Origin of the sequence: Bradyrhizobium sp. 2TAF36 (assembly GCF_052114925.1) — a bacterium.
In the GTDB taxonomy this organism is placed as follows: Bacteria; Pseudomonadota; Alphaproteobacteria; order Rhizobiales; family Xanthobacteraceae; genus Bradyrhizobium; species Bradyrhizobium barranii.
In genome coordinates, this window is sequence record NZ_JBFRFR010000022.1 from 40,503 (window position 1) to 58,219 (window position 17,717).

The 17,717-nt window shown below is 65.8% G+C and carries 15 protein-coding genes; 7 read left to right on the forward strand and 8 right to left on the reverse strand.

Annotation, left to right across the window (positions count from 1 at the left end):
* Positions 1-132 precede the first annotated feature (132 nt).
* Positions 133-1,377: an MFS transporter gene (locus AB4Z51_RS14445; RefSeq protein ID WP_135215699.1), complete on the forward strand. Its 1,245-nt coding sequence runs from the start codon at positions 133-135 to the stop codon at positions 1,375-1,377.
* Here AB4Z51_RS14445 and pdxR read toward each other — a convergent pair.
* The gene (gene pdxR, locus AB4Z51_RS14450) at positions 1,374-2,858 is read right to left on the reverse strand and encodes a MocR-like pyridoxine biosynthesis transcription factor PdxR (RefSeq protein ID WP_166097070.1); all 1,485 of its coding nucleotides are present in this window, start codon (positions 2,856-2,858) and stop codon (positions 1,374-1,376) included. The two genes, AB4Z51_RS14445 and pdxR, sit on opposite strands and share 4 nt — an antisense overlap.
* Positions 2,859-3,020: 162 nt before the next feature.
* On the opposite strand from pdxR, the gene AB4Z51_RS14455 reads away from it, so the two are divergent.
* A complete protein-coding gene (locus AB4Z51_RS14455; RefSeq protein WP_063982847.1) occupies positions 3,021-3,584 on the forward strand; it encodes a pyridoxamine 5'-phosphate oxidase family protein in 564 nt (187 codons plus the stop codon).
* On the opposite strand, the gene AB4Z51_RS14460 is transcribed toward AB4Z51_RS14455, so the two are convergent.
* Complete coding sequence (locus tag AB4Z51_RS14460; protein ID WP_071913209.1) at positions 3,581-4,840, reverse strand: adenylate/guanylate cyclase domain-containing protein; 1,260 nt, start codon at positions 4,838-4,840, stop codon at positions 3,581-3,583. The genes AB4Z51_RS14455 and AB4Z51_RS14460 overlap by 4 nt on opposite strands.
* Before the next feature lie 175 nt (positions 4,841-5,015).
* Between AB4Z51_RS14460 and AB4Z51_RS14465 the strand changes: the two genes are divergently transcribed.
* Both AB4Z51_RS14465 and AB4Z51_RS14470 read left to right on the forward strand, forming a co-directional pair.
* On the forward strand, positions 5,016-6,173 hold the full coding sequence (locus AB4Z51_RS14465) for an MFS transporter (protein WP_135215701.1): 1,158 nt from the start codon (positions 5,016-5,018) through the stop codon (positions 6,171-6,173).
* A gap of 31 nt (positions 6,174-6,204) precedes the next feature.
* A complete protein-coding gene (locus AB4Z51_RS14470) occupies positions 6,205-6,396 on the forward strand; it encodes a hypothetical protein (RefSeq protein WP_014494760.1) in 192 nt (63 codons plus the stop codon).
* Here AB4Z51_RS14470 and AB4Z51_RS14475 read toward each other — a convergent pair.
* The 3 genes from AB4Z51_RS14475 to dmeF all read right to left on the reverse strand — a co-directional run bounded on the left by AB4Z51_RS14475 (position 6,393) and on the right by dmeF (position 9,235).
* The gene (locus AB4Z51_RS14475; RefSeq protein WP_135215702.1) at positions 6,393-7,271 is read right to left on the reverse strand and encodes a DMT family transporter; all 879 of its coding nucleotides are present in this window, start codon (positions 7,269-7,271) and stop codon (positions 6,393-6,395) included. The two genes, AB4Z51_RS14470 and AB4Z51_RS14475, sit on opposite strands and share 4 nt — an antisense overlap.
* An 81-nt stretch (positions 7,272-7,352) precedes the next feature.
* The gene (locus tag AB4Z51_RS14480; RefSeq protein WP_135215703.1) at positions 7,353-8,186 is read right to left on the reverse strand and encodes an N-acyl homoserine lactonase family protein; all 834 of its coding nucleotides are present in this window, start codon (positions 8,184-8,186) and stop codon (positions 7,353-7,355) included.
* An 86-nt stretch (positions 8,187-8,272) separates the two neighbouring features.
* The gene (gene dmeF, locus AB4Z51_RS14485; protein WP_135215704.1) at positions 8,273-9,235 is read right to left on the reverse strand and encodes a CDF family Co(II)/Ni(II) efflux transporter DmeF; all 963 of its coding nucleotides are present in this window, start codon (positions 9,233-9,235) and stop codon (positions 8,273-8,275) included.
* Between the two features lie 194 nt (positions 9,236-9,429).
* Between dmeF and AB4Z51_RS14490 the strand changes: the two genes are divergently transcribed.
* Positions 9,430-10,248: a chromate resistance protein ChrB domain-containing protein gene (locus tag AB4Z51_RS14490; RefSeq protein ID WP_135215705.1), complete on the forward strand. Its 819-nt coding sequence runs from the start codon at positions 9,430-9,432 to the stop codon at positions 10,246-10,248.
* Positions 10,248-11,633: a chromate efflux transporter gene (gene chrA, locus AB4Z51_RS14495; RefSeq protein WP_135215739.1), complete on the forward strand. Its 1,386-nt coding sequence runs from the start codon at positions 10,248-10,250 to the stop codon at positions 11,631-11,633. Before AB4Z51_RS14490 ends, chrA begins: the two co-directional genes overlap by 1 nt.
* Here chrA and AB4Z51_RS14500 read toward each other — a convergent pair.
* Entirely contained in the window at positions 11,630-13,255 is a 1,626-nt protein-coding gene (locus AB4Z51_RS14500) for a hypothetical protein (RefSeq protein ID WP_144030670.1), read from the reverse strand. The genes chrA and AB4Z51_RS14500 overlap by 4 nt on opposite strands.
* A 208-nt stretch (positions 13,256-13,463) precedes the next feature.
* On the opposite strand from AB4Z51_RS14500, the gene AB4Z51_RS14505 reads away from it, so the two are divergent.
* A complete protein-coding gene (locus AB4Z51_RS14505; RefSeq protein ID WP_244623276.1) occupies positions 13,464-14,342 on the forward strand; it encodes an outer membrane protein in 879 nt (292 codons plus the stop codon).
* A 2-nt stretch (positions 14,343-14,344) separates the two neighbouring features.
* On the opposite strand, the gene AB4Z51_RS14510 is transcribed toward AB4Z51_RS14505, so the two are convergent.
* Positions 14,345-15,889: a GMC family oxidoreductase gene (locus AB4Z51_RS14510; RefSeq protein WP_135215707.1), complete on the reverse strand. Its 1,545-nt coding sequence runs from the start codon at positions 15,887-15,889 to the stop codon at positions 14,345-14,347.
* Positions 15,890-15,893: 4 nt separating this feature from the next.
* The gene (locus AB4Z51_RS14515; protein ID WP_135215708.1) at positions 15,894-17,444 is read right to left on the reverse strand and encodes an ABC transporter substrate-binding protein; all 1,551 of its coding nucleotides are present in this window, start codon (positions 17,442-17,444) and stop codon (positions 15,894-15,896) included.
* Positions 17,445-17,717: the final 273 nt, after the last annotated feature.

Consider the following 17,717-nt stretch of genomic DNA (forward strand, 5'->3'; position numbering starts at 1 on the left):
TCATTTGCAACTGCATCTAGCCGCATGAGTTCCCGGCGCGGCGGTTATTGGCCGCCCTGTCGGGAAGCGGGTGGGTTTGGCCGTCCTCGGGGGCGGATACTGGCGGCAACACGACTTTGCAGGAAATGCGCCATGTCAAACCCGCTTCGCCTCCCAGACACCTTCAACCGCCTCGCCTGGTCCAACCTGGCGGCGCAATCGGCCGAGCAGATCGCGCTGGCCGCGGCCCCCATCGTCGCCGTGCTCACGCTGGGTGTTGCGGAAGGCCAGACCGGCCTGCTCCAGACCGCCCTCACCCTGCCCTTTGTCCTGTTCGCCATTCCGGCCGGCCTACTCGCCGACCGCATCTCCCGCCGCTCGCTGATGGCGGGTGCCGAAGCGCTGCGCGCGGTCGCGCTGGCGGCCATCGTGCTGCTGCTCACACTTGGCGCGCTCAATTTGCCGCTGCTCGCTCTGCTCGGCTTTGCCGCCGTATGCGGCACGGTCGTCTACAGCGTGGCGGCGCCGGCCCTGGTGCCCTCGCTGGTGAGCGCGGAGCTGTTGCCGTCGGCAAATGCCCGCATCGAGCTCGCCCGCACCATCGCCTTTGCAAGCGGGCCTGCGCTCGGCGGCGCACTGGTCGGCTGGTGGGGCGCGAGCCCGGCCTTCGGCTTCGCCGCAGCGCTTTCGGCCATCGCCGTCGTGCTGCTCTCCGGCATCTACGAGCCCACCCGGACGCCCTCGCCGCGGCGCCATCCGTTCCAGGACATCCGGGAGGGCGCGGCCTTCGTGTTCCACCATCCGCTGCTGCGGCCGGTGTTCATCACCCAGTTCATCTTCAACACCGGCTGGTTCCTCCAGATCGCCGTGTTCGTGCCCTATGCGGTACGCCATCTCGGCCTGACCGCCGCAGGCGTCGGCACCGTGCTGACGATGTACGGCGTCGGCATGGTGATCGGCGCGCTGTTCGCCACGCGCGTGATGAAGCGCATCGCCTTCGGCACGGTGGTCGGCCTTGGCCCGGTCACAGGTTTCGTCGCTGCGGTGGTGATGGCGCTGACGGTGCTGGTCCCCTCCCCCTGGCTCGCAGCCTTGAGCTTCTTCCTGCTCGGGGTCGGGCCGATCCTGTGGGTGATTTCGACCACGACCCTGCGGCAGTCCGTGACGCCGCCGCGCCTGCTCGGACGCGTCTCCGCCATCAACATCATGAGCTACGGCGCCCGCCCGCTCGGCTCGGCGCTGGGCGCGATCGTCGGCGGCCTCTGGAGCGCGGAAGCCTGCCTGTATCTCGCAGCCGCCGTGTTCGGCGTGCAGGCGCTGGTAATCTGGCTCTCTCCCGCCGTGGCGCTGGATCGGCAGCCCGCCATGGTGGGGGACGAAGTGCCGGCGCGGTGCTAGTCCGGTACGCAATCAGTGGCGATGGCCCGCGCCAGTCGGGCAACCGCCGGCGCAATGGTCTGCTGCGGGTAGCCGCTGAAGCCCAGCATCAGCGCCGACTGCGCCGGGGCCTCGATATAGTGGCGGCTCATCGCGCGAACGGTGACGCCGTGGTCGCGAGCGGCCCGTTCGATCTTCACGTCGGACAGTCCCCGTCGCGTGTAGGCAACCAGGTGCATGCCCTGGTCCGGCGGCTCGACCGACAAATGGTCGCCCAGGCGCCGCCTCAGTGCCGCAACGAGGGTATCGCGCTGGCGGCGATACACTTCCCGCATTCTGCGGATGTGGGCTGCGAAATGCCCCTCCTCCATGAAGGCCGCAGCAACGGACTGGCAGAGGCTCGACGGTTGACGGTCGATCAGATAGCGCGCGGCAACGAAATTCCGCACCAGCGGGTGTGGCAGCACGGCGTAGCCAAGCCGCAGTCCGGGGAAGAGCGCCTTGTTGAGAGTTCCGACGTAAATGACACGGCCGGCCTCATCCAGGCCCTGAAGCGAAGCGAGGGGACGGCCGCCGTAGCGGAATTCGCTGGCGTAATCGTCCTCGATGATCCAGGCGCCGGACTCGCGGGCCCAGGCGAGAAGTTCGAGGCGGCGCGCCATCGACAGGGGAACGCCTGTCGGAAACTGGTGCGAGGCCGTTATGAAAACTGCGCGCGCCTTCGGGGCGCGGCGGATCCCTTCCGTGACGTTGACGCCGTGCTGGTCAACCGGGATGGCGCAAACCTTCGCGCCTGACGCAGCGAGCGTAAGACGGGTCAGGGTATAGCCGGGGTCTTCGATCCAGACCTCCTTGTCCGGCCCGGGCATGACACGTGCGGCGATGTCCACGGCTTGCTGCGTGCCGGCGGTGATCACGATCTGATCGACCTCGCAGCGCACGCCGCGTGCGGCCCGAAGATAGTCGCAAACCGACTTGCGCAGCTCCAGCAAGCCACGCGGATCGCCGTAGCCGAGATGATGTCGCTCAAACGATCGCAGCGTGCGCGCCGTGAGTTTGCGCCACAATTCGGCGCTACGTGCATCCAACAGCGTGCGACCCAGGTTGAAGGGACGCTCGTCATTCTGCGTCGTCACATCGACGAAATCGCCGAGGCCGTGAAAGGAGGCCGCGCCTGCCGCGGCCGGTGCCGCCCGCGTCTTGCGGCCATGAGGCGCGGCAAACGGTTCAGGCAGATCGGACGCAACGTAAGTCCCCGCCCCCTTCCTGCCGAAGGCATAACCTTCGGCCAGCAGCTGCTCGAAAGCCGAAACAACTGCGGTACGCGAGACGCCGAGCTGCGCCGCAAGGTCGCGCGTCGAGGGCAACTTGGCCGCCGGACGAAGCGCTCCGGACAGAATTGCCGATCGTAGCTCGAGGTAGATTTGGCGGAATACCGGCGCCTCCGCCGTGCGGTCGACGCTGAAGGAATAGAGTTCTGCCCAGCTCTGCCTGCTCTTCACGGGTCCTCGTCCGACAGGGTGAGCCGCACGTCGGGAAGTGGTATGCTGCAATAGGGCCAAGTGGACCTTTGCTCAAGACCACTATTTTTCTATCCTGTTTCGGATAACAAGGAAACCTGAAATGTCCGCTCATTCGGATGGCGGCGCGGAGCGTCTTGCACCATGAGTTCACCGCAAATCCGTCGCGAGGACCGCGCCATGTCGCAGGAGCGGATCCTGGAGATGCTGGCACGCGGATATGCTGGCCATCTTGCGACAGTCAGCGAGGACGGCTTTCCCTACTGTATCCCGCTCCTCTATCTCTGGCTCGACGGTGAGGTGTATCTGCACACGACAGCCGCCCGGGGACATCTGCGCGCAAACATCGAGCGAGATCCCCGCGTCTGCATCGAGATCGATGAGCACGAAGGTGTCTTCGACTATGGCCGGTTCGAATGCGATTCCGGTCTCGCCTATCGAAGCATATGCCTGTTCGGCCGCATCAGGGTCGTGGGCGACACGGGCATCAAGCAGCGGTTCTGCGAAACGTTGATGGCCAAATACGGCAAGCCGGATACGACGCGACCGAAGGGGTTCTTCCCGCGGCTCGACATCATCACCGTCTACGCCGTCGCCATTGAGCGCATGACCGGCAAGGAGACTTCGATGCCGCCGCTTTCCGAACAATGGCCCGCCAAGGATCGAACGAAAACGCCCAATGTCTCGGCCCCTGCGATCCGCCGCTAATTCGCCAGATATCGCTCGTAGCTCCCGGTCACCGGCTCGCTCGTATCGACCTCAGGATCGAGCGTGTAGAGGTCCTGCGCGCGGCCGATGCCGCGCAGCGCGTAGCGCCCGGTGGAGACGAGGTAGCGACGGCCGGTGGCGTCCAGGCCCTTGTAGAACTCGGCCGAGGCCAGCAGCTCGCGGTCGACCGAGCGGCTCATCGAGGCGATGCGACTAACCTCGTTGACGGTGGGGCCGACGACGGTGAAGTCGAGCCGGTCCGCGCTGCCGATATTGCCGTAAAAGACCTCGCCGACATGCAGGCCGATATAGGCCGACGTCGTGGGACGGCCATCGGCCTCCCGCCGCTTGTTCAGCGCAGCGACGTTCTTGCGGAACAGATGCTCGGCGCGTAGCGCAGCGCGCCGCGCGTCCGACATGTCTTCCCCCCAGAACATCGCGAGCACGCCATCGCCGATCAGCTTCAGGACGTCGCCGCCGGCATCGTGGATCGCGTCGATCACGGCCTGGGCATAGTCGTTGAGGAACGGGATGATCTCGTCGGGGCCGATGCTCTCGCTGATCCCGGTCGAGCCGCGCAAATCCGAATACCACAGCACGGCATTGATGCGCTCGGTGACGCCGCGTGTGATGCGCCCGCCCAGCACCTGCGCGGAGGCATCGCGGCCGAGATAGACGCGGCCGAGGGTTCGCGCGATGTCGACCTGCTGCGCCGACTTGATCGCGAGCCCCAGCACCGGCACGAGATCGCGCAGAGCTTCGAGCTCGGGTTCGGAGAAGCCGCTGTCGCGGCGCGTGGTCCAGCAGGAATAGAGGCAATCCATCAGGCCGAGCGCGCCGTTCTCGCCGAAGCGATGCACGAAGGCGAGATAGTGCTTGTGGCCTTTTTCCGCGAGCTCGCCGATCTGTGAGAAATCCATCGACGGCGCGTCGGCAAGGTCGATCACCCTCTCGTCCTCGCCGTGCTCGAGCATGTGGAAGAACACCGAGCGGCGCCAGCTCTTGGCGGCATCGCCTTCGGCGGTCGAACCATATTCGAACACATCGCTCTCGTTGCTCTGCCGGTCGCTCCACCGGAAGCCGCGGCCCTCATAGATCGGATGCAGCGTGTCGATCACGACGAGCCCGCGCGAGAGTTCCAGCCCTTCGGCGCGGCAGCGCTCGCAGAAGCCGCGGAGCAGCTCGTTTTCGGGCAGGCCCGTCAGCCCTTGGCCCGTCAGCCAGTTCATCAGCGCGAGGCGCGAGGTCAATTGCATGCGCCATTATGGCGTGCATTCGTGACGAGCGAAAGGCCACGCGCGAACCGTGCGCAACCAAGGCTCCCGTCCGCAGCAGATCGAATATGCCGCGGACGCTGTTGACGCGCTCTCGCCACGGGCCGCAAATGCAGCCGATGGCACCGCCGCAAACCGAGACCAGAATCGCACCGAGATGAGCCAGCGCCAGCTTCCGATCATCCTGGCGCTCGGCACCACGCAGACCCTGGCCTGGGCTTCCAGCTACTATCTGCCGGCGCTTCTCGCCGATCCCATGGCGCGCGACCTCGGCGTCTCCTCCAACTGGATCTTTGGCGCGTTCTCGGCCTCACTGGTGATCTCGGCGATGCTCGGCCCGCGCATCGGGCGGCAGATCGATCTGTTCGGGGGCCGGCAGGTGCTGTCGGTCTCGAACCTGACGATGGCCGCGGGTCTCGTCCTGCTCGGCCTCTCGCACTCATTGGCGGTGATGGCGTTCGCCTGGCTCGTGCTCGGCATCGGCATGGCGATGGGGCTCTATGACGCCGCCTTCGCCGCGCTGAGCCGCATCTACGGCACCGAGGCGCGCAGGCCAATCACCGGCATCACGCTGATGGCAGGCTTCGCCTCCACCGTCGGCTGGCCCCTCACCGCCTGGGGCCTGTCCCATATCGGCTGGCGCGAGACCTGTTTTGCCTGGGCGGCCGCCAATCTCCTGATCGGCCTGCCCCTGAACTTCTTCATGCTGCCGGCGATCAAGGGCGCCGGGCAGGCCGCGGCGACGGCCGAGAAGCCGCATTTGCCGCTCGACCGAACCATGGTGCTGCTCGCCTTCGTGTTCGCGGCGGTCTGGACCGTCACCGGCGCAATGGCCGTCCATTTCCCGCGCCTGCTGGAGGCCACAGGTGCGACGCATGTCGAGGCCATCGCGGCCGGCGCGCTGATCGGCCCGGCACAGGTGGCCGCGCGCATTCTCGAAGCGGGCTTTCTGAGCCGCTTCCATCCGCTGTGGTCGACGCGCCTTGCCTGCGTCACCCACCCGCTCGGCGCCGCAATCCTCGCCATCTTCGGCGCCCCCGCCGCAAGCGCGTTTGCACTGCTCCACGGCTCGGGCAACGGCATTCTCACGATCGCGCGCGGCACGCTGCCGCTGTCGATCTTCGGCCCGAAAGATTTCGGCTACCGCCTCGGCATCATCGGCGCGCCGGCACGGATGGCGCAGGCCGTGGCGCCGCTGGCCTTCGGCCTGCTCATCGACGTCATGGGCGCCAAGGTGCTGATGGTCTCCTCCGCGCTCAGCCTCTCGGCGCTGGCCGCGCTGTTCCTGATCCGCGCCGAACGGCGCCCGGATTGACCGCGCAGCCCCTTTCGCGCACAAGCGGGCCATGAGCGAAGACAACAGCCCGCCCCGCACCTTCAAAGGCCTGCTGCGCTGGGCAACCACGCCGCCACAGGCCTGGGGCGTCTATCTCCTCGCCATCATCCTGGTGTGGCTGCTCTCGTTCTACGCCGGCACGCTCAAGCCGAAGAAAACGCCGGACGCCAGCCCGCCCCCGGTCACGGCACCGCGCAGCTAGGCCGGCTTCGCCTGGCTGGTCGCGATCCAGATGCCGGCGAACACAGCAACCAGCCCGATCAGAAGGTTTGCGGTGATCGGCTCGCCGACGAGCAGCGCCGCCAGCAAGGTCGCGGCAATCGGATTGACAGTCATGGTATTGGCGACGCGGGTCGGCGTCGCCCGCGCCAGCGCCATCACCCAGAGGATGAAGGCGAGCGCGCCGCCGCCGATGCCGAGATAGATGCCGGCAATCCACTGCCCCGTCGTGAAGTGATCGAGCGCCGCAAAGCTGCCCTTCACGAACCCCGCCAGCACCAGCAGGGCGGCGCCCGCGCCCATACCGACGGTGAGAAAGCCAAGCGCGCTGGAGCGCTGCATCAGCGGGCGCGACAGCACGTTGTAGAACGCCATGCAGAACACGGCACCGGTCATGATCAGTTCGCCGCGCCAGGCGCCGGGCGGGCTCTGGGCGAGCCCCGCGGCCAGCGCGGCTGCCACACCGAGCACGGCGATGCCGACGCCGATAATCTTGCGCGCCGTCAGCCGCTCGACGCCGAGGATCGCACCGACGACCATGGTGTGGAGCGGCAGCGTCGCCAGCGCGAGACTGGCGCGCGCGGCGGTCGTGTAGGACACCGCGATATTGTAGAGGATGAAGAACAGGCCGAAGAAGCAGATGCCGAGCAGGGCCACCGCCGGCCAGTCGGGCCGCTGCGGCCAGCGCACGCCAAGCAGCAGCGCGCAAGGCAACAGGCAGAGAAAGCCGATCCCCCAGCGCAGGATCGCCAGCAGAACCGGATCGGCGCCGCCGACGAGATAGCGGGTGATCGCCGCGGCGGTGCCGCCGAGGCTGCTGGACGCCAGCGCGATCGCAACCCCGGCCCACTCTCCCACGATCATCTCCTGTCGCGGAGCTTTCCTGGGCCGTAGCACGCTGCTGCTGCCAGCGTCATGGCAGCAGCCTCGGCGCAAACGTTAGTCGTAAAACTCAGGCGCCATCTTCTGGCTGTCGCGCTGGGCCTTGTCGTGGTTGATCCAGAGCTGCGCCTTCTCCTTGACGAGCGTGTCGGCGATCTTCTGCATCGACGCCGCGCTCTGGTCCTTGTTGGCGTTCATGCTGGGGACGCGGCGGTTGTCCCAATTGTCCTTGAAGTGGACGGCGTCGCCCGACAGCACCACCGCGCCGGTTTTCGGCAGTTTCACCAGCAGCGACTGGTGTCCCGGCGTGTGGCCGGGCGTCGACAGGATGGTCACGCTGCCGTCGCCGAACACGTCCTTATCCCCCGCGAGCAACTCGACCGGATGCGAGGGCTTGAAGCGCGGCTCGTTGTTGGCGCCGGGCCAGTCATATTCGGCCTTCTGCACGTAGAGCGTGGCCTGCGGGAACAGCTCGACATTGCCGGTGTGATCAGGATGCGTATGCGACACCGCCATCGCCTTGACGTCATCCGGCTTGAGGCCGAGCTGTTCGAGCTGGGCGGCCAACGTCTTCGGCCGGCGCCAGGTGACGGCCTTGGGATCGGCGGGGACAAGGCCATTCGGCATGGCGGCGACGGCATCGGCGATGCCTGTGTCCCACAGGAACCAGCCCTTGCTGCTGTGCTTGATGAGATAGCAGCTGTCGACGAAATCCATCGCCTTGCCCTCGTTCAGGCCGGGCGTCCAGCGCGAGATGTCCCCGGCGGTGCCCTCCCCGCAATTGAGGACGTAGAGCTTTTCGACGCCCGATTTCTCTGACTGCGCAACGGCCGCGTGGCCGGACAGAGCCAGCGCGGCGACGGCGAGAGCAAACTTCATCCTGGGCATCATCCTTGGTCCCTCTTGCAGAGCCGTGTATGGCTGCGACCGAGGATCAACCCCGGCCGCGCCGCCGAATTCCGTTTCGGCAGATCACATCAATGCGGGCAGGTCTCGACCTCGACCGTGACGTGGCTCAGGCCCTTCAGCCCAGCGAGCCGCTTCTTATAGACGGCCGGCTGCTTCGGCTTGTCCGACACCAACGAGACCAGCACGGCGCAATGGCCGGGGCCGACCTGCCAGAGATGCAAGTCGGTGACGCGGTCCTCGCCGACTTCCATCCGCGCGCGGATGGTGCGTTCGAGCTTCTCGTCGGCGCGCACGTCGAGCAGCACCGCGCCGGATGACTTGACCAGGCCGAACGCCCAGCTCGCGATCACGGCGCTGCCGATCAGGCCGACGGCCGGATCGGCCCAGACCCATCCCGAATACATCGCGACCACCAGCGCTGCGATCGCCAGCACCGAGGTCGCCGCATCGGCCATGACGTGGACATAGGCCGCACGAAGATTGTTGTCGTGATGATGGTGGTGATGACCGTGATCGTCGTGATCATCATGCGCATGCCCATGGCCGTGGTCATGGCCGTGATGATGGTGATCATGGCTGTCGCGCAGCAGCCACGCGCTGGCGAGGTTGACGCAGAGGCCGAGGGCGGCGACCGCGATGGCCTCGCCATAGACGATCGGCACCGGCGTGAACAGCCGCAGCACGCTCTCATAGGCGATCTCGACCGCGATCAGGCCCAGGATGATCGCGCTGGAGAAGGCCGCGAGGTCGCCGAACTTGCCCGTGCCGAAGGTGAAATGCGCATTCCCCAGGTGCCGGCGCGCGAAACGGTAGGCGAAAGCAGCAATGCCAAGCGCGGCCGCATGCGTGCCCATGTGCCAGCCGTCGGCCAAAAGCGCCATCGAGCCGAACAGCGAGCCGGCAACGATCTCGCCGACCATCATGACCAGGGTCAGGACGACCACGAGCCAGGTGCGCCGCTCGTTCTCATCGTGCTTCTCGCCCAGAAAGACGTGGTCATGGGTCCATTGCTCGGTCGAATGGGAATGCATCGAAAAGTCTCCGAAAGGTCCGGTCCGTTGACCCGCAATATAGACCTGCGGAATGTCCGGGCAAAATCAAGTCAACGAGCCGATTGACAGCCCGGGGCGGTTTCGTTGTAATGACGCTCATGGGGACTGAGCGATCTCCCCACGAGGCGACAAGCCCAAGTATCGCGTCCCGTTTGTTTCTACGAGGGCGCATCATGTCTTCCTACACAACGATATCATCTGACAAATTGGCACGGCTGATCGGCACGGCGAACGCCCCTGCCCTGATTGACGTGCGCACGGACGAGGATTTTGCCGCAGACCCGCGACTGATCCCCGGCTCGATCAAGTTCAGCCACAGCAACGTTCCGGACTGGGGCGGCGAATTCTCCGGCCGTTCCGCCATCGTCGCCTGCCTGCGCGGCGAAAAGCTCGCACAGGGCACGGCCGCCTGGCTGCGCCAGCTCGGCGTGCAGGCCGAGACGCTGGAAGGCGGTTTCGAGGGCTGGAAGAACGCAAAGCTGCCGCTGGTCGATGCTGCAAAACTGCCGCCGCGCGACGCCAAGGGCCGCACCGTCTGGGTGACGCGGGCCCGGCCGAAGGTCGACCGCATCGCCTGCCCCTGGTTGATCCGCCGCTTCGTCGATCCCAACGCGGTGTTCCTGTTCGTCGCGCCCTCTGAAGTGGTCGCCGTGGGCGAGCGTTTCAACGCGGCGCCGTTCGACATCGAGAACGTGTTCTGGAGTCACCGCGGCGAGCTCTGCACCTTCGACGTGATGATCGAGGAGTTCGGGATCGCAACACCGCCCCTGCTGCGGCTCGCCACGCTGGTCCGTGGCGCCGACACCGCGCGGCCCGACCTCGCGCCGGAAGCCCCCGGCCTGCTCGCGGCCTCGCTCGGGCTGTCGCGAATGTACGACGACGATCTTGAACAGCTCGAAGCCGGCATGACGCTCTACGACGCCTTCTACCGCTGGTGCCGCGACGCGACGGCCGAGACCCACAACTGGCCGACCAACAAGGTGAAGGCGTGATGGACACCCGCGCCAATCAAACGGGAGCTGATGCCGGTCACGGCATCAGCTTCAGTGAAGCCTTCCGAGTCTGGCTTCGCGTCGCCTGCCTGAGCTTTGGCGGGCCCGCGGGCCAGATCGCGGTCATGCATCGCATCCTGGTCGAGGAGAAGAACTGGATCTCCGAAGGCCGATTCCTGCATGCGCTGAACTACTGCATGCTCTTGCCGGGACCGGAGGCGCAGCAGCTGGCCACCTATGTCGGCTGGCTGATGCATCGCACCGCCGGCGGCCTGATGGCGGGCGGGCTCTTCATCCTGCCCGGCATCATCGCCATCATGGGCCTCAGCTACATCTACGCGGCTTTCGGCAATGTCAGCTTCGTCGAGGCGCTGTTCTTCGGGCTGAAGGCGGCCGTGCTGACCATCGTCCTCGAAGCCGTGGTGCGCGTCGGCAAGCGCGCGCTGAAGAACCGCATCATGATTGCACTCGCCGCAATCGCCTTCGTCGCGATCTTCTTCTTCGCGGTCCCCTTCCCGATCATCATCATCGCCGCCGGCGTGATCGGATATGTCGGCGCGCGGGCCGGCCGTCCGGAGTTTGCCCCGGCGGCTCACGGTCCCGGCGGCAGCACCGCGGTGATCGACAGCATGCTCGGCGAAGCCGTTCCCGAGCATGTGCGCCCCAACACCGCGCGCGCGATCCGCGTCGGTGCGCTCTGGCTCGCGCTCTGGCTGGTGCCGGTGATTGCGTTGCTTTTGATCCTCGGGCAGGCCAGCATGTTCAGCCAGATCGCGCTGTTCTTCTCGAAGATGGCGCTGGTCACGTTCGGCGGCGCTTATGCCGTGCTGGCCTATGTGGCCCAGCAGGCGGTCGAGCATTATCACTGGCTGAAGCCGCACGAGATGCTCGACGGTCTCGGCATGGCCGAGACCACGCCGGGTCCGCTGATCATGGTGCTTCAGTTCGTCGGCTTCATGGCCGCCTATCGCGATCCAAGCGGCCTGTCGCCGATGCTTGCAGCGACGCTCGGCGGATTGCTGGCGACCTGGGTCACGTTCACCCCCTGCTTCCTCTGGATCTTCGTCGGCGCCCCCTACATCGAGCGCCTGCGCGGCAATACGGGCCTCGCCGGCGCACTCGGCGCGATCACCGCCGCCGTCGTCGGCGTGATCCTCAACCTCTCGATCTGGTTCGCGCTGCACACGCTGTTCCGCGAGACCGTTCCGGTGCACGCTTTCCCGTTCGCATTCGACAGGCCGGTGCTGACGAGCGTTGACGTCCCGGCGCTGCTGCTGTCGATCGCGGCCGCGACCGCGATCTTCCGCTTCAAGCTCGGCATGCTCACCGTGCTCGCCGGCAGCTGCGCCGCGGGCGTGGTGCTAAGGCTGGTGGGCCTGATCTAGGCCGCGGCAGCCGCACGACCGGGGTCGAACTCTCCGTCGCGCGGCTCGAGCAGGCGCGACGGTTGCTCCGCGCCCGGCTGCGCCGAGGGACGCTGCGCGGCATCGCAGGTGCCGCGCCACTGCTCGATCAGATCGAGATTCGAATTGGTGCGGAGCGAGTCCTCCAGCGCCGGCATCGCGCTGGCGCCATCGGCCCCCTGCAAAATCCGATCGAACTCCTCGGACCTTCCCTGGAGTCGCGCCTGCCACGAAGCCCACAGCAGCGAGCTCGCCGTGCGGATACCGTGCGTGCGTAGCTTTTCGCGTGCGCTGCCTCCTTCCTTCGGCTTGGGCTGCGGCCCAAGCTGCGTGTAGAGGATGGCCTGGTCGGTCCAGTCGATGATCCGCTCCGGCGGAAGGCGCGTGTTGAGCAGGAGCTCGACGATGTCGGCAGTCGCCATATTCGGGACGTTCTCGATGTCCTCCTCCTCGAGCCTGACCTCGTGCCAGACGGTGAGACCATCGAGATCGCTGATCGGCAATTGCGAGACCATGCTCGGCAAGATGAGGCCCGCCGCCTTCTTGAACATCTGCTCCACGACCTGCCAGAGCACGCGCGGGAATACGCCGAAGACGAAGCCGGCGAGCAGAAGCAGATGGTCGTTCGCGCTAGACACAGCCGTGAAGGTCCAGATCCCGATGACGGCCAGAATGATGCGCAGCGACACCGCGACATAGGCGCTGCCACCGAGATCCTCCAGGACGTAGCGGCGAAACAGCATCTGGAGCGAGAAGAAATAGGCGCCGAGGAACGCGAGCTGGACCGGCGTGCCCGACGGCGTCAGTGCCTGCACGCCCGGACTCACGGTGAAGACAACGTCGGCCTGATACGGCGGCAGCGTGACAAACCAGCCGAGCGAAATCAGCACCGTGGCGAGCAAGACCGGGACCGTCGCAGTCGAGAGTGTCGTCACGCCGCCGGTATCCGCCCTTGAATATTTGCCGAGACGGCCGCTCAGCACATCCGCATAGACGTTCGGCGCAAGCTCGCCATAGATGGCTTCGAACTTCTGAAGATACCCCTGAACGCGACGTCCCCGGATCGCCGCATCCTCGTTCCGCACCTGGCGCAACAGCCCCAGACGATCGAGATTGACCAGGTATTCGTTCAGCAGGCTCGCCTTGCGCGTTCCGACGAAGAGATACCACATTGCGCCGGGCAGCAGGCACACCACGGCCAGGAACACGCCGCGCAGCACCGTGTACTGGTAGAATTTGCCGAGCGAGGCAACAATGGCCACGATCGACACCAGCACTAGCATGAAGAATATGAAGAGCCCCGCACGTGTGGACGCCTTGCTCTCTCTCAGCCATCGCTGCCCGATCGGCATCAGCAAGATCGTCGGGATGACGACAGCGGCGAACACCACGATCGGGATGATCACCTGGCGTGAGTCCCAGATGAAATTGCGGAGCGGCTCCACGCTGAGGACCACGATGAAAACGCCGCCAAGAAATGGAATCACCTCGAAGAACGATTCCAGCCGTTTGGCGAATCCGGATGCGGGCGCCGGAGCTTCAGAATCTGCAAGGTCCGCCTGAGCCGACTCGTCGGCGGGCACGGGTTTTGGAGTGTCGCTCATTGCCAGACCTCCCTTCATTGCGGGAACGGCGTCTGAAAATGCGAACCGCCAGCGCTTATCGGGCATGGCGTAATTTGAGCCGAACTCCGGCCATGGTGCTGGGTCAGCCAGCGCTGTCGAATGCTAGCACGACCCCGCTGTGACCGCTGTGAAGTGGTTCACCTTCGATGGCACCAGGTAAAATCAGCATCGACGTCAACGAGCCGTCATGCTCGCCGCGTGCATCGGATCCGAGCGTGACATTTGCGCCACGGCTCTACCCCAAATTGTGCACATCATGCGAATTGCACTTTCCCGAGCAGCGGCATTTCTGGCAGACAGTGCCAAGTTGTCGCAGGCGGGAATGGGGACTGACATCGGGCGTTTCGCGGTCGCTTGGGTGGGCGGGCTTTTGGCATTGGGATTTTCCAGCGCGGCCTTGGCGGCTGATCTGGCGGTGGAGGCACCTCCCCTCGCGCCCATCCCCTTCACCTGGACCGGTTGCTACGTCGGCGCACACGTCGGCGGTGTCGTCAGCGACGACCGGACCACCAACTCGCTTGGAAACTCTGTCTCCTTCAGTTCAACAGGCTTCGTTGGGGGCGGACAGGTCGGCTGCGACTATCAATTTGCGACCAGATGGGTCGTGGGTGCCGAAGGCCGTGCGGCCTGGAGCAGCCTCCGCAACTCGCACGCCGGCACCGTCAGAAACCTCGTGACCGGCGTCGTCGTCCCCAGCCAGTTCACGATGAGCAACGACTTCCTGGCCTCGGCCACCGCGCGGCTCGGCTACGCGTTCGCTGATCGCTGGCTGGTGTTCGTCCGGGGCGGCGGCGCCTGGACGCGTGAAAAGCTTGACGATGCCTTCACGCCCGCTGGTGGCGTCCCCGTCAATCCCAGCGGAGCCAGCACCCGAACCGGCTGGACCGCCGGCACCGGCGTCGACTGGGCGTTCGCTCCGCATTGGTCCGCGGTTTTCGAGTACGACTATTACGACTTCGGCGACCACAGCGCGTTGCTGAGCAATGGGGCCGGCACGACCGTCAACATCTTCAGCCTGAAGGATCGCATTCACGCCGTGACGGCAGGCGTGAACTATCACTTCTAGCGCTACCGCATCATCATCCGCGCAATCGCCTCGCCGATCACCACCGTCGTGAAGTGGGTGTTGGCGCGGCAGTCGGACGGCATGATCGAGGCGTCGGCCACGCGCAGGCCGCTTATGCCTTTCACCGTACCATCAGGGTTGACCACGCCGTCAGCGTCGTTAACGCCGCTCATGCGGCAACTGCCGGCGGCATGCTGGATGTCTCCGGTCTCACGGCGCAGCAGCGCATCGAGTTCGTGATCCGGCAACGCCGCAGCTTGCGGAAGCGTCAGATCGGTGTCGGTCAGCCTGATCCAGTCGGCAATACCTGAAAGCGCCGGCTGGGAGGTGATCACGGCCAGTCGTTTCACCGCGTCCATCATGCGCAGCATGTCGCGGGGATCGGCGAGCATGTTCTCCTCGACGATGGGATCGATCGCCGGATCGGTCGAAGCCAGCTTGAGCGTGCCGCGCGAATAGGCGTTGAACAGGCCGGCGCCGATCGCTCCGGGCACGCCGATGCCGCGGTGGTTGAACGCGATCAGGATCATGTCGCGCTTGCCGCCATCGGCGAGGCCGGAGGAATAGGTCACGCAGCAATTGGTGTGGCGGGTGTCCGGATCGGTCGGCCGCAGGTTTTCGTGGAGCTGGATCGTCGCGCGAAACAGCGGGTGGTCGAAGAAGTGGCGGCCGACCGGCAGATCGCGCTCGACCGCAATCCCCATCGCATTCAGCTCATCCGCCGGTCCGATGCCCGAACGCAGCAGGATCGCCGGACTGTGGATGGCGCCGGCGCAGAGCACGATCTGGCGCGCGCTGATCTCGTGGCTGCCCTGCCCTTCGATGTGAACCCGAAGGCCGGTCGCCCGGCCGTCGCTGATCAGCACGCGATCGACCAGCGCGTGCCCGCGAATCTCGAGATTGGCCCGGCCGCGCGCCGGCTCGAGATATCCCTCGTTGGTCGTGATGCGGCGGCTGTCGCGGCTGTTGATGGGATAGCAGGCGACGCCCTCGCCATCAGGACCGTTGAGGTCGGCGCACCAGGGATAGCCGCTCGCCAGCGCCGCATCGCGCAGGCCGCGATCGATCGGGCCCCACTTCTCGGGCGGAGCGCGATAGACCGGCAGCGGTCCGCCGCGTCCATGGCCGGGGGCGTCACCAAATTCCAAATCATCCTCGATCACCGAGAACAGCGGCATCACGTCCTTGGCCGACCAGCCGGTGCAGCCACCGGCGGCCCATTCGTCGAACGCGTCGGCGACGCCGCGGATGGCAATCTGGCCGTTCATCATCGATGAGCCGCCAAGCCCCTTGCCGCGCCAGTAGAAGCGCGGCTCCTGCCCAGCCACCCGGCGCGTCAAAAGATCGGGCCATTGCCATTTCTCCTGGTACTCGCGCCTGTGGATGATCGGGATCGGATTGGGCGTCATCACCTCCCAGGGCGCCTCGTCGGCGCGCCAGTCCAGCCCCGCCTCGAGCAGCAGGACACGCCGTGCGGGATCCTCGGAAAGCCGTGCCGCAACAGCGGCGCCGGCGGAGCCGCCGCCGACAACAATGACATCGTACATCGCGTTACTTCTCAACGTTCCAGAACACCGGGATGGCGGACGGTATCAGACCACGCAGCGTGGCGCGATAGGCCGCCGGCTGCGCGAACTGGCCCCACGGGATCGCGGGCGCCTGATCGTACATGACGCTCTGAATCTCGCCGGCGATCTTCTTGCGATCCTCCTCGGCAGGCGCCTTGGCGAAGGCCTCCATCAAGGGTGTGATGCGCGCATCGCATTGCCAGCCGGTGAAGTCGGCGCAGTTGAAGGCGACCATGACGTTGGTCAGCGGCGAGCCCAGATCAAAACCGCCGGCGTGGACGCCATAGACGCTCCAGCCCTCCTTCTTGGCGCGGCGCGCCAGCACGCTCGCCCAGTCCATCACCTGGAGATCGACGTTGAACCCGGCCTGCTTCAGCCGCTCAGCTAGCACCTGCGCCGAGACGCGCGGGGCTTCGAGGTCGTTGGCTTCCATGACGACAACGGGCTCGCCGGCATATTTGGTCGCCTTCAACGCGGCTTTCGCCGCTTCAATCGACGTCTTCACGGCCGCTTCCGTGCCCGCCTTGCTCTCATAGGTGGTGCCGCAGGTGAAGAACGTCGCGCAGGGAGCGGCGTATTTGGCATCGAGCCCGAGTGCATCCAGCACCTCGCGCTGGTCGACCAGCTTCCACAGCACGCGGCGAATTTCCGGATCATCAAACGGCTTCGATGCGGCGTTGAGACGATAGGCGCCGGCGAACATGTTGCCGCCGGTGAAATTGACCAGCTTGACGCGGGAATTCTTTTCCAGCTGCGGCAACAGATCGAACGGCGCATATTGCATGAAGTCGACCTCGCCCGCCTGCAGCGCGGACGCGGCGGTCGCACCATCCGGGATGACACGGATCTCGAGCGTGTCGATGCCGACGCGCTTGCCGCCGGCGAGGAAATCGGCGGGCTCGGGGCGCGGCACATAGTCGGCGAATTTCTTCAGGATCATGCGATCGCCGGTGCGGTGATCGCCCTTGCTGTAGACGAACGGGCCGGAGCCGATGATCTCCGTGATGCGCTGGTCGCCGGGTGTTTTCGCGATGCGCTCGGGCATCATGAAGGCGACGGGGCTGACGGGATTGCCGAGCGCATCGATCACGAGGCCGGACGGCTCCTTCAGCGTCAGCACGAAGGTTTTCGCATCCGTCGGCTCGAGCGAGGCCGTGATCGCGAAGATGCGACGGCCGAGCGCGCTGCGGGTGCCCCAGCGGCGCAGCGACGCCACGCAGTCGGCCGCCGTGACCGGCTGGCCGTCATGCCATTTCAGGCCATCGCGCAGCGTGAACGTATAGGTCAATCCGTCGGATGAGACTTTCCAGTCCTGCACCATCTGCGGCTTGATGTCGCCCTTGGAGTCTTTCGCAAAGAGCGTGTCGAACACCATGTAGCCAAACGTGCGCGAAATGTAGGCCGTGGAAAAATGCGGATCGAGCGTGACGATCTCCGCCTCGAGCACTGCAACGAGATTGCCCGCCGCATGCGCGGGCGCCGCGACCAGCGCGAACCCGAACAGCGCGGGGATGAAAGCCTTCAGTTTGAACATTGTGCCTTTTGCTTCTTCTTGAGAGTTCATTTGCAGGCAAAGAAAAAGCAATGTTCGTGCCCGATCAACGCAGGCACTCATGCGCTCACGCCTATCTGCCACGCGTTTGCGCCACACTCGCTGTCATCGCCCGCGACGGCGGGCGATCCAGTATTCCAGAGAGGGGCGTGATGAAACCGAGAAGCCGCGGCGTATTGGATGCCCCGGTCAAGCCGGGGCACGACATCTGTGTTGTGGCGTCCCGGCTCTGCGCAGCAGCGTTTCACGCTGAGC